Annotated in this window: 12 protein-coding genes and 1 tRNA gene; 5 read left to right on the top strand and 8 right to left on the bottom strand. The window is 66.4% G+C overall.

The window, feature by feature from the left end; translation table 11 throughout:
* Positions 1–72: 72 nt before the first annotated feature.
* Positions 73–2,046, bottom strand: a complete 1,974-nt coding sequence (locus V6U71_RS11445; protein WP_411338588.1) for an alpha/beta fold hydrolase — start codon at positions 2,044–2,046, stop codon at positions 73–75.
* A 130-nt stretch (positions 2,047–2,176) separates the two neighbouring features.
* Here V6U71_RS11445 and V6U71_RS11450 point away from each other — a divergent pair, with 130 nt between their 5' ends.
* From V6U71_RS11450 to aguB, 3 genes are read left to right on the top strand one after another with little or no spacing between them, the layout of a single operon-like run.
* Positions 2,177–3,859 (top strand): M28 family metallopeptidase, encoded by a 1,683-nt coding sequence (locus V6U71_RS11450; RefSeq protein ID WP_411338589.1) that lies wholly within the window; start codon positions 2,177–2,179, stop codon positions 3,857–3,859.
* A 12-nt stretch (positions 3,860–3,871) separates the two neighbouring features.
* Positions 3,872–4,855 (top strand): agmatine deiminase family protein, encoded by a 984-nt coding sequence (locus tag V6U71_RS11455; RefSeq protein ID WP_411338590.1) that lies wholly within the window; start codon positions 3,872–3,874, stop codon positions 4,853–4,855.
* Between the two features lie 9 nt (positions 4,856–4,864).
* Complete coding sequence (gene aguB, locus V6U71_RS11460) at positions 4,865–5,716, top strand: N-carbamoylputrescine amidase (protein ID WP_411338591.1); 852 nt, start codon at positions 4,865–4,867, stop codon at positions 5,714–5,716.
* A 3-nt stretch (positions 5,717–5,719) separates the two neighbouring features.
* On the opposite strand, the gene V6U71_RS11465 is transcribed toward aguB, so the two are convergent.
* The gene (locus V6U71_RS11465) at positions 5,720–7,180 is read right to left on the bottom strand and encodes a helicase HerA domain-containing protein (protein WP_411338592.1); all 1,461 of its coding nucleotides are present in this window, start codon (positions 7,178–7,180) and stop codon (positions 5,720–5,722) included.
* 104 nt (positions 7,181–7,284) lie between these two features.
* On the opposite strand from V6U71_RS11465, the gene V6U71_RS11470 reads away from it, so the two are divergent.
* Complete coding sequence (locus V6U71_RS11470; protein WP_054727653.1) at positions 7,285–7,548, top strand: hypothetical protein; 264 nt, start codon at positions 7,285–7,287, stop codon at positions 7,546–7,548.
* Here the strand turns inward: V6U71_RS11470 and V6U71_RS11475 are convergent.
* Both V6U71_RS11475 and V6U71_RS11480 read right to left on the bottom strand, forming a co-directional pair.
* The gene (locus V6U71_RS11475; RefSeq protein WP_054588073.1) at positions 7,538–7,852 is read right to left on the bottom strand and encodes a DUF1905 domain-containing protein; all 315 of its coding nucleotides are present in this window, start codon (positions 7,850–7,852) and stop codon (positions 7,538–7,540) included. The genes V6U71_RS11470 and V6U71_RS11475 overlap by 11 nt on opposite strands.
* Positions 7,853–7,858: 6 nt before the next feature.
* Complete coding sequence (locus V6U71_RS11480; protein WP_411338593.1) at positions 7,859–8,878, bottom strand: peptidylprolyl isomerase; 1,020 nt, start codon at positions 8,876–8,878, stop codon at positions 7,859–7,861.
* A 74-nt stretch (positions 8,879–8,952) separates the two neighbouring features.
* Here V6U71_RS11480 and V6U71_RS11485 point away from each other — a divergent pair.
* Positions 8,953–9,043, top strand: a tRNA-Ser gene (locus V6U71_RS11485).
* A gap of 34 nt (positions 9,044–9,077) precedes the next feature.
* Here V6U71_RS11485 and V6U71_RS11490 read toward each other — a convergent pair.
* From V6U71_RS11490 to V6U71_RS11505, 4 genes are read right to left on the bottom strand one after another with little or no spacing between them, the layout of a single operon-like run.
* Positions 9,078–10,385, bottom strand: a complete 1,308-nt coding sequence (locus V6U71_RS11490) for an erythromycin esterase family protein (RefSeq protein ID WP_411338594.1) — start codon at positions 10,383–10,385, stop codon at positions 9,078–9,080.
* Entirely contained in the window at positions 10,382–11,983 is a 1,602-nt protein-coding gene (locus V6U71_RS11495; RefSeq protein WP_411338596.1) for a serine hydrolase domain-containing protein, read from the bottom strand. The genes V6U71_RS11490 and V6U71_RS11495 overlap by 4 nt, the downstream gene beginning before the upstream one ends.
* The gene (locus tag V6U71_RS11500; RefSeq protein WP_411338597.1) at positions 11,980–13,032 is read right to left on the bottom strand and encodes a DUF1611 domain-containing protein; all 1,053 of its coding nucleotides are present in this window, start codon (positions 13,030–13,032) and stop codon (positions 11,980–11,982) included. The genes V6U71_RS11495 and V6U71_RS11500 overlap by 4 nt, the downstream gene beginning before the upstream one ends.
* Positions 13,029–14,531, bottom strand: a complete 1,503-nt coding sequence (locus V6U71_RS11505; protein ID WP_411338598.1) for an amidohydrolase family protein — start codon at positions 14,529–14,531, stop codon at positions 13,029–13,031. Before V6U71_RS11505 ends, V6U71_RS11500 begins: the two co-directional genes overlap by 4 nt.
* Between the last annotated feature and the right edge of the window lie 3 nt (positions 14,532–14,534).

Raw genomic sequence — 14,534 nt, forward strand, 5'->3', positions numbered from 1 at the left:
TCGGATTTCCTTCGATATCGAACGCAAAGGGGCGGCCTGTACGGGCCGCCCCTTTTTCGTTGGGGGCTGCGTTTACGGCAGGCCCAGCGTTTTCTTCAGGAACATGTCGGAGCGCCGCAGCATGTCGGCGCGCGCCGACGAATCGTAAAGCTGGTGATCGAGCCCGGGGTAGGTGACCATCTCGACCGGTTTGCCCGCCGCCTTCAGCGCCGCTTCCATCGACCGCGCCTGCGAGATATCGACGTTCAGATCCTGGTCGCCGCTGAACATCAGCACCGGCGCCTTCATCTTCGCCACCTGCTGCACGGGCGACCCCTCGACCAGATGCGGCCCGGTCCCGATGAAGTCGCTGACCAGCCGCGCATTGGTGAAATTCCGTGCCTTGCCGACGAGTGCCTTGAGGTCGGTCACCGGGGCGATGGCGACCGTCGCCTTGAACAGGTCGGGATCGAGCGCGGCGGACTGCAAAGCCGCATAGCCGCCATAGGACCAGCCGACGACGGCAAGCTTCGCCGGGTCGGCAATCCCTTCCTTCACCAGCCAGCGCCCCGCGTCGTTGACGTCGCCCACCGCGACCCGCCAGCTCCTGAAGCCGTTTTCGACGTACCAGTCGTCGCCATAGCCCGCCGATCCGCGAAAATTGGGCTGGATGACGGCATAGCCCTGCGCCGCATAATATTGCGCCAGCCAGTCGAAACCCCATTCGTCGCGCGCCGAGGGGCCGCCGTGCGGCATCACGATCGCCGGCAGCTTGCGGCCGTCGCTCCCCGGCGGCAGGGTCAGATAGGCGGGAATGGACGTACCGTCGGCGGCCGGATAGCTGACCGGCTTGACCTCGGCCTGCGGCCTTCCTTCGAGGTCCGGGCGCGCCAGCGCAACCTCTCCCAGCTTCCGGCTTGCCTTGTCATAGACATAGTAGCGGCCGGGATCGGTGTCGCTGCCCGCGAACAGCAGCAGCCGGCTTTCATCGCGGCTCGCATCGATGAAATTGACGATCGGCAGACCCGGCAGCGCCTTCTGCAATCTCGCGGCGAGCGCCGCATATTCCTCGTCGAACAGCTTATATTCGGGTTTGTCGGTCGTGTAGGACACGCCGATCACCCGTCCCGTCCGCCCGATCCGGATAAATTCGCCGACATCGACGCGGTCGTGCGCGAACAGCAATGTTTCGGGCGCGGTTTCGCCAAGCGTCACGGCATAGGCAGCGCGGCGCCCGTCCTTGTTCTTGAAACCATAAGCAAGATTTCGCTCGGCATTCACCGCCTCGGGATCGAAGGCATCGCCCTCGCTCGTCACCCGCGACAGCGGCTTCCAGTCGCGCGATCCGGGTTTGCGGTAGCTGTAGATCATCAGGTCGCGCATCATCCCCTGCGCGTCGGTCGAGCGCACCCCGACGATGCGGACCGCCCCCGTCTCGTCGGCCAGATAGCGCGAAGCGTCGATGCGCGGATTCTCGACACGCCGGACCCGCAGGCTAGCAGTATCGACCATATCGACGCCGACTCCCTCGGCCACGCTCGCAAGCCGGGTATTGGTCTGCTCTTCCTGGCGATATTCGCGGGTCATTACGACCTGCCCATCGTCGGCCGCCGGCCAGGCGATGATCTGACCATCGAACTGCCGCAGTCCATAGGCGCTGTTAAGACTGTTCTGACCGAGCTGCTTCATATTGCGGCCATCGGTTCCCACCGCCACCAGCCGCGTGAACGGCAGGACATAACCATAGCCCGGGTCGTATACGCCATAGAGCGTGCACACGATCCGCACGTTCGACGCCCAACTGCACCAGGCGAGATGCCACGGCGCGCCGTCGGACTGGAACACCGGTTTTGGTTCCCCGCCCTCGGCACTGGCGACGAACAGCACCAGACCGCGTTCGCGCGCGGGCTGGATATAGGCAAGCTGTGACCCGTCGGGCGACATGCTGATGTCGCCAATGCTGTTGCGCATGCCGTAAAGCGTGGCGTTGTCGGCCTGCGCCGCCACCGATGCCGGCAACGCGCTCAGCGCCGCCAGCACGCCAAGGAAAAACCCGTTTCTCAGCATGATACTCCCCCTGTTGGCGCCATATCTGCCGCCCGGCCGCGATGGAGGCAAGGCCAAATAGCTGCCTGCTCGCTTGCGCCCGCCGCCCGGGTCTGGCAGGGTCCGTAACATTATTACAAAGAGGATCGATATGCGCATTTCTTCCACCCTGAAGGTCGCCGGGCTTGCAGGCCTCGCGATGCTCGCCGCCTGCAAACAGGGCGACACCCCCGCCGCGGCTCCGGTCATTCCCGATATCGCGCTGCCTGACCTGTCGCTGACCACGTTGCAGGATGTGACGAAGGAACTGTCGTCGGACGCGTTCGAAGGCCGCTCGCCAGGTACCGCGGGCGAAGAGAAGACCGTCGCCTATCTGATCAAGAAGTTCGAGGAAGCGGGGCTGAAGCCCGGCAACAACGGCAAGTGGACGCAGGACGTGCCGCTGGTCGAAATCACCGCGAAGAACGCGACCCCGCTTTCCTTCACCGGCGGCAAGACCCCGGTCACGCTGCAATATGCGAAGGACTATGTCGGCTTCAGCTATCGCGTCCAGCCGAAGACCGAGATCAAGGACAGCGACGTCGTCTTCGTCGGCTATGGCATCAACGCCCCGGAAAAGGGCTGGAACGACTATGCGGGGCTCGACGTGAAGGGGAAGACCGTCGTCATCCTCGTCAACGACCCCGACTGGCAGACCAAGGAAGCCAAGGGCGAATTCAACGGCCGCGCGATGACCTATTACGGCCGCTGGACCTATAAATATGAGGAAGCGGCACGGCAGGGCGCCGCGGCGGCGCTGATCGTCCACGACACCGAACCCGCCGCTTATGGCTGGAACGTCGTCGAATCGAGCAACACCGGTACCCAGTATCTCGCCGACAGCAAGGATGGCGGCGCCAAGGAAACCGTCGCCAACGGCTGGATGCAGCTTGGCAAGGCGAAGGAACTCTTCGCCAGCGCGGGCCAGGATTTCGACAAGCTGCGCGATGCGGCGAAAGTGAAGGGCTTCAAGCCCGTCGCGCTGACCGGCGTCAAAGCCTCGTTCAGCTTCGACAATATGATTTCGAAGAAGATGTCGCGCAACGTCATCGGGGTGCTGCCGGGAACCAAGCGCCCCGACGAATATGTTCTCTACACCGCGCACTGGGACCATCTCGGTCGCTGCCAGCCGGTTGCGGGCGATGACATCTGCAACGGCGCGGTGGACAATGCGACCGGCACCGCCGGCCTCGTGACCCTGGCGCAGGCCTATCAGAAGGCCGGTGCCGCCGACCGCAGCATCGTGTTCCTTGCCGTCACTGCCGAGGAATCGGGCCTGCTCGGATCGAAATATTATGCCGAAAACCCGATCTTCCCGCTCGCCCAGACCGTCGGCGGGGTCAACATGGACGCGCTCAATGCGGTCGGTCCGACGAAGGACATCGTCGTGGTCGGCCGCGGCAAGTCCGAACTCGATGCCTATGTCGAAAAGCTCGCCAAGCTCGACAAGCGCGTGATCAAGGACGAGCCGACCCCCGAAAAGGGCTTCTACTATCGTTCGGACCATTTCAGCTTCGCCAAGCTCGGCGTGCCGATGTTCAACTTCGGCAGCGGCGAGGACCTCGTCACCGGCGGTGTCGAAGCGGGCAAGAAGGGTTCGGAAGATTATGAGAAGAACCGCTATCACGCCCCCGGCGACGAATATGAGGCGATCACCAATTGGGACGGCATGCTCGCCGACCTTCGCCTCTATTATGTCGCGGGCCGGATGCTGGCGATGAGCGATGCATGGCCGAACTGGGTCGAGGGCGACGAATTCCGTGCCGCCCGCGACAAGTCGCGGCCTGCGAAATAAGCGAGGGCGCCCATGACGTTGTCGATGGCGGCCGAATGGGCGCCGCACGAAGCGGTGTGGATCGGCTTTCCGCACCTTGCCGAGGAATGGTCGGGACAGATCGACGCGGGCCGCCGCGACGTCGCCGCCTTCGCCAACGCCGTCCATGACGGCGGCCGCGGCGAGGAGGTGCGGCTGGTCGTCAACGATGCGCGGCAGGCCGATATCGCCACCGCGCTGGTCGATCCCGGCGTCCGCATCCTGATCCAGCCGCTCGGCGACATCTGGTTGCGCGACACCGGGCCGATCATCGCCGGCACAGGCGCGGCGCGGCGAGCGCGCAATTTCGAATTCAACTGGTGGGGCGAGAAATTCGTCATGCCGGGGGATCAGGAAGTCGGCGCGGCGCTCGCTGCCGGATCGGGCCTGCCGGTCGACGATCAGGACTGGGTGCTCGAAGGCGGCGGCATCGACGTCGACGGCACCGGCCTCTGCGTCACCACTGAGGAATGCCTGCTCAACACGAACCGCAACCCGACGTTGACGCGTGAGGACATATCGGTTCGGCTCCACCAGTCGCTCGGCATCGACCGGCTGCTCTGGCTCGGGAACGGGCTCACCGGCGACCACACCGACGGCCATGTCGACAATCTTGCGCGCTTCGTCGGCGAAGGGCGGCTCGCGTTGCCCGTCGCGGCGGGCGATGACGATCCGAACGCGCATATCTATGCCGACGCCCGCGCGCGGACCAGGGCGTTCGGCGGCGTCGAGATCGTCGACCTCCCCTCGCCCGGCCGCGTCATGGTCGGCGGCGAGATCGCGGCGGCGAGCTATATGAACTTCTATATCGGCAACAGCGTCGTGGTCGTGCCGACCTATGGCGTCGCCAACGACCGGGCCGCGGTCGATACGCTCGCGGCGCTCTTCCCCGATCGCCGCGCCGTCGGGGTCGATGCGCGCGGCATCATCGCCGGCGGCGGCAGCTTCCATTGCTCGAGCCAGCAGCTTCCGGCATAGGGGCGCCATATGACCCGCACCATTACCGTCGCCGCGCTGCAGCTCCCCCTGCCCGGTCCTGTCGCACCGAATATCGACGCGGTGACCGCGCTCGTCGAGCAGGCGGCCGCGAAGGGCGCGCAGGTCATCCTGCCGCCCGAACTTTTCGAGGGTCCCTATTTCTGTCAGGTCGAGGAGGAAGAACTCTTCGCCAGCGCACGCCCGACGACCGAGCACCCCAGCGTCATCGCGATGCAGGCGCTCGCGGCGAAGCTGAAGGTCGCGATCCCGACGAGCTATTTCGAAAAGGACGGGCCGCATTATTACAACACGCTGGCGATGATCGGCCCCGATGGGGAGATCATGGGTATTTACCGCAAGAGCCACATCCCCGACGGCCCCGGCTATGAAGAGAAATATTATTTCCGGCCCGGCAACACCGGCTTCAAGGTCTGGGACCTGTTCGGCACGCGGATCGGCGTCGGCGTCTGCTGGGATCAATGGTATCCCGAATGCGCGCGCGCGATGGCGCTGATGGGCGCCGAACTGCTCTTTTACCCGACCGCGATCGGGTCCGAACCCTATGACGCCGACCTCGACACCAGCCGCATGTGGCGCCGCGCGATGCAGGGTCATGCGGTGTCGAACTGTATGCCGGTGATCGCTGCGAACCGCATCGGCACCGAAGGCGACGCGAATTTCTATGGTCACAGTTTCATCAGCGACGAATGGGGCGACCTGACGCAGGAATTCGGCGCCGGCGAAACCGGCGTGCTCGTCGAAACGATCGATCTCGATCGCGCCGCGAAGCACCGCGCCGGCATGGGCTTTTTCCGCGACCGCCGCCCGCAGCTCTACGGACGCCTCGCCGAGGATATCTGACGGCTATTCCGCCTCGGTGCTGAGCCCCAGTTCGGGAATGCCGATCGAGCGCCGGCCGCCGAAATCCGAGCGCACGACGATTGCGCCCTGCTTTTCCATATATTCGACAAGGCGGCGGATGCGGCCGGGCGAACGCGTGCCATAGGCGCGGCCGAGCGCGTCGTCGTCGGGACAGGCGCTGCCCTCCATCGCGGCGCGGGCGATCTGCAGAAAGGGCGCGAGCATGTCGTCGGGAAGCCGCGCCGATGCTTCAATGGGCGCGCGCCATTTCGGGTCTGCGGGATCGAACACCCCGCCCTTGGCCAGTGCGAAGCGGCGCCGAAACGCCGCGAGGTCGAGCGGCACGCGCCCGATCTTCTGCATCCGGCAGCGCACCGAGAAATCCTGATACAGAAAGGCTTCGGGATGGAAGGCGCAATCGGGGTCGGCGAGCATATCCTCCAGCGTCGCGATCACGATCGCTTCGGCGTCGACCGCATCCTGCACCGCTTCGACGAGGTCGCCGGGCGGTGCGGGGTCCGCCTCGCCCTCCTGTTCGGCGATCCGGCGCATCAGCTCGCCCGCCTCGACCGGTGCGGGCTCGAAAACCGGCGCGGGGACAGCGGCCAGTTCCATCTCGGCGAACAGCATCGTCCGCATCTCGGCGGTCTCGGCGGCCGGGAGCGGCAGCAACTCGTGCGTTCCCGACTGCGTCGAGGTCCGCGTCGAACCGATCCGTACCGATACCGGGCGACGCGAGATGGCGGGGCCGAGCCCGAGGAAATGCCCGCGTTCGAGATCGCGGATCGTCTCGGCCTGCCGCCGCTCCATGCCGAGCAGGTCGGCGGCGCGCGCCATGTCGATATCGAGGAAGGTGCGCCCCATCAGGAAATTGCTGGCCTCTGCCGCGACATTCTTGGCGAGCTTGGCCAGCCGCTGCGTCGCGATCGCGCCCGCGAGCCCGCGCTTGCGACCGCGGCACATCAGGTTGGTCATCGCGGAGAGGCTGGCGCGGCGCACCGTATCGGACACATCGCCCGAAGCACTCGGTGCGAACATCTGCGCCTCATCGACGACGACCAGCGCCGGAAACCAGTGCGCCCGCGGCGCATCGAACATCGCATTCAGGAAGGCAGCGGCACAGGTCATCTGCGCCTCGATCTCGAGCGTGTCGAGCGCGAGGATCACCGACGCGCGATGTTCGCGGATGCGCGCGCCGATCGCCGCGATTTCGCGCTCGTTATAGTCGCCCGCGTTGATCACGACATGGTTGTAGGCGTCGGCCAGAGTGACGAAATCGCCCTCGGGATCGATGATCACCTGCTGCACCAGCCCGGCGCTTTCTTCGAGCAGGCGGCGGAGGAGATGCGATTTCCCCGACCCCGAATTGCCCTGCACGAGCAGGCGGGTCGCCAGCAGTTCGTGGACGTCGATATGCACCGCCCTGCCCGTGCCGTCGGTCCCGATTTCGATGCTGCTGCTCACGCCGCCGCCCTACCGGGCCGCCCGCGCGATGACAACCGAGTGCGCCGCGCGGCAGCCGAATTTTGCCATCTTGCCAAGCGGCGCCCGAACGCCAAGGAAGGCGCATGGATTTCGACGATCAATTGCGCCGCTATTTCGGTACCACCGACCTCGCCTCGCTGCGCCCCGAAGCGCTGGAGGCCGGCACCGAACGCATGCAGGTCGATTTCGGGCTCGAAACGAACAAAGGCCGCCGCTTCGCGCTGTGGACCTTCATGTATATGCTCGGCGCCGCGCCCGACCTCGACGTTGCGTTCAAGGACGAGGCCGAGCGCGATTCGGCGCGCGATTTCATGGATCTCGTCGACCGGGTGCAACCTAAAGACTGACCGTCACGGTCACCATATCGCCCTCGGCCAGCCCCTCGGCCTTGCGCACCGCCGCCTTGACCGGCAGCAGCCAGCCGCCGCTCTCGCGATGCGGAAATACCGACGTCTTCCACCGCGTATCGCCGATCGCCGCCTCGACCCGCGCCGAGCCGAATCCCTTGCGCCCGTCGAGCCATTGCCCGCCGATCGCGGCGAGGCGTATGCCGTCGGCAACGTCGCCCGATATGGTCACGAAGAACCACGCCGCGGGCGCCGTCGCGGCCTGCCAGCGCCAGAGCGGCGTCGTGACGGTGAAATCCTCCACCCTGCCCTACTTGGCGGTCACCGCGCGCACCGGCACAGGGATATTGCAGATATCGGCGCCGCCCGCCGGCGTAATGAAGAAGGGGTCGCGGCGATTGGCGCGGGCATCGGCATAACGCGCGAAGCTCTCGCTCTCGGTCGACAGATATTCGAACTTCGGTTGTTCGGCCGCGGGCAATTCGCTGGCGATCCGGATCGATACGATCGGCACGCGCTCCTTCTCCTCGGCGTAAAATCCCAGCGCCTCGGTCCCGCGCGGCAGGCTCGACAGATATTCGATGCCGCTGATCACCCGGCCGACCAGCGCAATATTGCGGTCGAGGTGGCGCGGCGCATGCCCGATGACCGCGTAAAGCTCGGCGCCGCTGCCGGTGTCGGGAGACATGTTGCGCCCGACCCCGACGGCGCCGTAGCAATGGACCGGCCAGAGAGCCGGCTGATACTTGCCCTTTGCTCGAGCAGACAATTCACCGACGACGGGCCAGCCTTTGGAAAAGCCGGTCTGATAGCCATAACCGTCTTGCCTCTTCCCCTTGCCATCCTTTGCAACGGTAAGCTCTGCCGAAATCATTTCAACGAAGGGGTATCTATAATAGGCCTTGGGATCAGCCTCATTACCCGACACAAAGGTCTGAAAATGGCTTACATATTCGCTCTCGGGCACCACGGCCAGACCAGAGGGGAGCGGCTTCTTCTCGGTCGCATCGCCCCATTGCGCGACATAATTGTCCTGGACGCGGTTGACGCTCGTTCCGTCCCACCAATGCGCGGTGGCCAGCTTGCGGATATTGCCAATCCAGCCTTGGCTGAAGGGTGCAGGCATGAGCTGGATGACGACGCGGCGTGTCTTGCCGGCGGCGCCGGAAGCGAGGTCCATCACCAGCAGGTCTGCTGCGTCGATGGCGACCCATTCGTCGGGCTTGGCCGCCGCAGCAATCTCCCCGGGCGATGGCGGCGGTGCAGCATCCTGCGCCAGCACAGGGACAGCAAGCGACGCGGCAGCAACCGTCAGGAGCAGATATCTCATTGTCGCTGTCTGCCATGGCCATGCGACTTGCGAAACCCCCGCCGAGCGATTAGGGCGCGCCTTCCAGTGCATGCGGAGCGGTGGCCGAGTGGTCGAAGGCGCTCGCCTGGAAAGTGAGTATACGTCAAAAGCGTATCGAGGGTTCGAATCCCTCCCGCTCCGCCATCATCCCGCCTCACCGGCCGGATCGAAACCGGCGTCAGCCCCCGTCGTCGAGGCGCTGAACCGGGCTGACCGTCCCGAAGAAGACCATCGCGTCGAACGCCCTTGCCGGAACAATCAGGTTTTCGGTGCTGGAATTGACCTGCAGCGACTGCGTCCGCCGCAGCCAGGATCGGGCGGCGGGACCGTCCGGTTGCCGAAAATCGAGCAGGAAATGATCGGCGCCGACCTTCGCCAGCGCGGCGTCCAGCGTTGCCGGCTTCCGCTCGGAGGCGACGCCGCGAACCGATCCGCTGGTCCCGATAATCACCAGTTTCCGACCCAGCGCGACGCGGAGATGCTCCCCCATCGCGGCGGGCGCACGCGTATAGACCGACCAGATACCGCCGCGGGTTCGGCCATTCATGACATGGCCGTTGTGCGCGAAGACAAGGACACGGCCGCCCGCGCGTTCGCGGTCGATAACCCAGCGAACATTGGCGGCCATTGCGGCGTCGCGCGCGGCGTCGCTTTTATAGTCGCCGGGCGACAGATTGCCGTCGGGATCGGGCCTGCCCGATACCGCAAACAGCGTTTCAAGCTGCCGGGCCGCGACCGCATTCTGCCGCGCCCAATCATAATCGGCCTGCGACGCGGCGGCGATCAGCGCGGCGCGGTGCGCATCGAAGAAAGCGCCAAGCTCACCGATCGCCGATCGCAATCGCGCCCGCTCGCCCGCTGGCAGTTCCCGGTATCCGGTCAGGTTGAACCGGCCCGCGAACGACGCGAGACGCCCGCGAAGACCCATGGATTCCGATGGCGCAGCGCGGGCAAGGAACGCCATGCTGCCGTCGAGCGTCCGGCGCGCGTTGCGCCACTCGCCGCTCGCCTCGCCGCCGCTCATGTCGATGCCATAGATGCGGATCTTCCGGCCATGCCGGGGATCGGCGTTATAGGCACGGATCCAGTCCAGCAGCTCGATATTCTCGGGGAAGCGCCAGAAACCCCAAGTGAAGCCCTGCCGGGCCACGTCGCGCACGGTTCCCCCGCCGCCCGCGACGTAATTGTCGAGCGCCCGCGATTCGCTGAGCCCCGTTTCCAGTGCGATTGCCGTGAAACTACGTTCCTCGACCAGATAGCGGAACAGGCAGTTGCGAAAGGCGAGCGGTTCGTGCCCCCCGTGCACGGGTTCGCCAAGCGCGACGACCGGCGCATCGCCGATGGCCCTGCCGGCGGCGTCGAGACCGGTGCAAAGCGATAGCGGGCTGGCGTTCGCCCGCGCCCATGCGACGAAGGCGGTATCGTCCGCCGCCCGCGCCGGCGCCATCGCCAGAAGCGCGAGCCCGGCGGCGGCGAGCAGCCTCACGGCAAATCGATCCGGTACAGCGGCACCCCGCTGAAGATCAGCCGCTGTGCCTGTCCGTCGATGATCGTGTCGAAGGCCAGCCATTCGGGCGCGTGCGCCGGCTCGGCGAAGCGAAAACGGCCCGGCGCCTCTTCGGCCAGTTCGGTAGCGACAGCCGCGTCGGCATAGGCGAAGCTCAACCGGCCCTTGCGCGCGAAGACGCGGACGCTCGGCCCCTCCTCGCCATGCGCGGCATAGCGGCCGACGAGCGGCAGCGCGGCGGCGGGCGCCTCGACAGGCGGCGTGCCTTGCCTCGCGTAGCTCGCGGCGCTGTCGGACACATCGGTTACCGCGCCGGCCGCATCGCGAAAGAACAGGAAGGCGCGCGGGCCGGTCGCGGTCTGATAGAGCCCCCAGGCCTCCCTCCCAAGGCGGTCGAGCGGTACGGTCCTATCGCCTTCGACGAGACCGAGCCCGCCCGACACGTCGGCCCGGAATGCAAGCTTGCGTCCCCCTGCCCCTGCGAAGCTGCCCGCAAAGCTGTTCGCGTCCCGCCATGCGACGGACGCTTGCGGCGCCTGGGGTTCGCTACCCGCCAGCCGCGCGACGATGCGGTCGCGCAATGCCTTGTCGATCGGCCCGTTGCCGAGAAAGACAACGGCGAAGCCGTCCGCCACATGCGCCGAAAGATAAGCTTGAAAACCCGCAATCGACCCGCTGTGAGCGAGCACGCGTCCCCCTTCCAGCACGTCGACGCCATAGCCGTAATCGTCGAGCCCTGCGGTCGCGAAGCGATTGAAGGCGGCCGCAGAGATCAGCCGTCCGCCGGGCGTATCGCCGCGTGCCAGCAGCATCCGCGCATAGGCCCCCATGTCGGCGGCATCGGACACCACCGCGCCATCGGCCGACAGATAGTCGAACCACGGCGCTTCGGCGAACTTGCCATCGGGGGTTCGCGCATAGCTGGTCGCGATCCGGCCGCGCAGCCGGTCATCGATCTGCGGCGACGTCGCCGCCATCCCGAGCCGGCCCAGCACCCGACGTTGCAGGATCAGCGGAAAGGGCTGGCCGTCGATCCGCTCGGCGACATAACCGAGCAGCTGGTATCCCGAGTTCGAATACCAGAAATGCGCGCCCGGGGCATAGCGCGGCTCGAAACCGTCGAGCGCCTTGATCAGGAAACGCATCGAGGCGACGTGCGCCAGATAATTGGGCAGCCCCGACGTATGCCGGAGCAGCGAATGGCCGGTGATCGGCGCGAATTTGGATGCCGGATGAAAATCGGGAAGATAGCGCGCGACCGGCGCATCGGGGTCGAAGCGCCCTTCGTCGGCCATCTGCATCAGCCCGATCGCGGTGAAGGATTTGGAGATCGACCCGATCGCGAAGCGGGTGTCCGCCGTCACCGGCTGTTTGCGGGCGATATCGGCATAGCCGTGGGTCGCGACGAGCCGCATCCGTTCGCGATCGGTGACCGCAACCACCAGCCCATATTCGCTCGGCGCCGCCTCGACCATCGCGCGGACATCGTCGAGGGCCGGCTGCGAAAGCGCGGTCTGGCCGAAAGCTGCACTCGCCAGCCCGAGCATCGAGGCGAGAAACGGGAGCAGACGGATCATGCGAGACAAGCATCCACCAGCCGGTCGAACGCCGCCCCCGGCCGCATCGGGTCGGCAACGGGCATGCCCCACTCGCTCGACAGTGCCGCCATCGCCGCTTCGGCCTCCTCTGCCCGCAGCCCCGCCGTGTTGAGCGAGACCCCCGCACAGCGCACGCGCGGGTTGGTCAGCCGCGCCTGATCGAGCGTCACCTCGATCGCACGGCCGATCGACGGCAACGGATAGCCCGTCAGGCCGACGATCCGCTCGCGCCCATGGGCATGGCATAGCACAAGCACATCGGGCTGCGAGCCATGAAGCAGGCCGAGCGACACGCCGGCATAGGAAGGGTGAAAGAGCGACCCCTGCCCCTCGATCACGTCCCAATGCGCGGGATCGGCGTCGGGGCTGAGCAGCTCGGCCGCGCCGGCGACGAAATCGCTCACCACCGCGTCGATGGGGATGCCCGACCCGGCGATCATGATCCCGGTCTGGCCCGTCGCCCGGAAATCGGCGGCGAGGCTGCGGATGCGGAACGCCCCGGTGAGCGCCAGCGCGGTATATTTCTTGCCGAGCGCGCAGTCGGTGCCGACGGTGAGCAGCCGCTTGCCGCTGCGGCGGCGGCCGGTCGCGATCGGTAGCCCCGGCGGCGGCGAACGGACGTCGATCAGCCGCCGCCCTTCGGCCTCAGCAACGCGCTTCAGCCGCGGATCATCGGCGAGGCGATCATGCGCGCCGCTGACGATATCGAGCCCCGCTTCGAGCGCCTCGACCAGACAGGGAATCCAACCGGGCCGGATCGCGCCACCGATCGAAGCTGCGGCAAGCACCAGCGCCCGCGCCCCTGCCGCATAGGCCTCGCGCGGACGCATGACCGGCAGGCCGAGCGAGGCGGCGGCACCGTCGCATTTATATTCGGCGACACAGAGCCCCGGCGCCCAGTCGATCAGGCCCTGTCCGGTCTTCAGATAGGTGGTGTCGTCGGCGTCGCCGAGAAAGAGAAGATAGGGCTGCGGCAGGTCGATGCGGACACCCGCAACCGACGGTGCGATATCGATGACGTCGCTCATCGTGCGATCTCCGATCGTATCGGCCGCCCGGGCGTGACGCCCTCGACCAGTTCGCCCCCGTCGACCACGAACACACCATTGACCATCACATAGCGAAAACCCTCCGACGCCCGCGCAGCGTCGCCATAGGTCGCCCTGGTGCCCACCGTGGTGGGATCGAACAGCACGATGTCGGCGTCGGCTCCGGGCTGGAGCCGTCCCTTGCGCGCCATCGCGGGCACAAAGGACTGCAACCGCTGCGCCGGTGCCAGCGTCATCTTGCGGATCGCTTCGCTCAGCCCGAGCGCCTTCGTCTCGCGCACATAATGGCCGAGCACGCGCGCAAAGGTGCCGGCGGAACGCGGGTGGCCGTTCGGCCCCTCGATCCGGCCGCCGTCGCTCGCGACGATCACCGTCGGGTCGGCGAGCAGCGCGGCGATCGTCGCCTCGCTGTTCATATGCATGATGATGCCGTCGTCGCCGCTGCCCGCGCGCAACGCGTCGAAGTCGGCCTGCGTCAGCCGCTTGCCGGTGCTGCGCGACTGAAGATCGCCGACGCCGACGCCCCAGCGCTTTTCCCACCCCGGATCGAAGAAATGGCTGCGTACCGCATCGACCGATCCACCCCATGGATAGGTTTCGGTCGAGATATCGACGCCGCGTCCGCGCGCGTCGCGCATCAGCGCAACCATCCCCGGCGCCTCCGACATCGCCATGCTGTTGATATGTGCGATATGGACGCAAGCACCGGTGATCGCTGCATTGGCGATATTTTCCTGCACCGCTTCCAACGTGCTGTCGGGCTCGACGAGACTGCCGAAGCGGATATGGGTGAAGAGGCAGCTCTTGCTCTGCGCGGCAACGCGCGTGACGTCGAGCAGTTCGCGATGTGTGATGCCCGGCGCATATTGCGTGCCGCTGCCGATTCCGATCGCCCCTTCCTCAAGCCCCTTTTCGAGGAGCGGGGCGAGGCGCGGATAGGCGGCATCGGCGATCGGCCGGTCGGCTTCGGGCGCCGCGAATTTTTCGGCCGGATCGCGCAGCGCAGCAAGGCCCGCCTCCCCTTCGCCCTTCTGGAGATAATAGCGGGCAGCCGTATGCCCGACGCTGGTGCCATAGTTCAGCAGTTCGCGACCACGCTTCGCCTGATACCAGTCGGCCACCGGCCAGGTCCCGATCTCCAGCTCGAGCCGCGTCGTCACCCCGTCCCTGACCTGATAGGTGGCCGCCTCGCGCGTCGTTGCGTGCGAGTGGAGGTCGATGAAACCCGGCGCCGCAACCAGTCCGCGCGCGTCGATCATCCGCCGCCCTTCGAGCCTGGCCGCGGTTACGGCGACGATCCGATCGCCGTCGACCGCAACGTTGCGGATCGCATCGAGCCCCGTTTCGGGATCGATCGCGCGCGCGCCGGTAAAGACGATGTCGTGGACCGGCTCGGCACGCGCGCCGGTTGCCGAGAGGGCGGCGGCCGCCAGCAGCATCGCGCCGCGCATCATCACCGCCTTTCGCCCGCCGGCCATGAC

The organism is Sphingopyxis sp. J-6 (assembly GCF_046603995.1).
Classification (GTDB): Bacteria; Pseudomonadota; Alphaproteobacteria; order Sphingomonadales; family Sphingomonadaceae; genus Sphingopyxis.

Coding starts and splice junctions, on each gene's coding strand:
- V6U71_RS11505 (WP_411338598.1), bottom strand. CDS start 14,531: ATGGCCGGCGGGCGAAAGGCGGTGATGATGCGCGGCGCGATGCTGCTG.
- V6U71_RS11450 (WP_411338589.1), top strand. CDS start 2,177: ATGCGCATTTCTTCCACCCTGAAGGTCGCCGGGCTTGCAGGCCTCGCG.
- V6U71_RS11495 (WP_411338596.1), bottom strand. CDS start 11,983: ATGATCCGTCTGCTCCCGTTTCTCGCCTCGATGCTCGGGCTGGCGAGT.
- V6U71_RS11480 (WP_411338593.1), bottom strand. CDS start 8,878: ATGAGATATCTGCTCCTGACGGTTGCTGCCGCGTCGCTTGCTGTCCCT.
- V6U71_RS11470 (WP_054727653.1), top strand. CDS start 7,285: ATGGATTTCGACGATCAATTGCGCCGCTATTTCGGTACCACCGACCTC.
- aguB (WP_411338591.1), top strand. CDS start 4,865: ATGACCCGCACCATTACCGTCGCCGCGCTGCAGCTCCCCCTGCCCGGT.
- V6U71_RS11445 (WP_411338588.1), bottom strand. CDS start 2,046: ATGCTGAGAAACGGGTTTTTCCTTGGCGTGCTGGCGGCGCTGAGCGCG.
- V6U71_RS11500 (WP_411338597.1), bottom strand. CDS start 13,032: ATGAGCGACGTCATCGATATCGCACCGTCGGTTGCGGGTGTCCGCATC.
- V6U71_RS11455 (WP_411338590.1), top strand. CDS start 3,872: ATGACGTTGTCGATGGCGGCCGAATGGGCGCCGCACGAAGCGGTGTGG.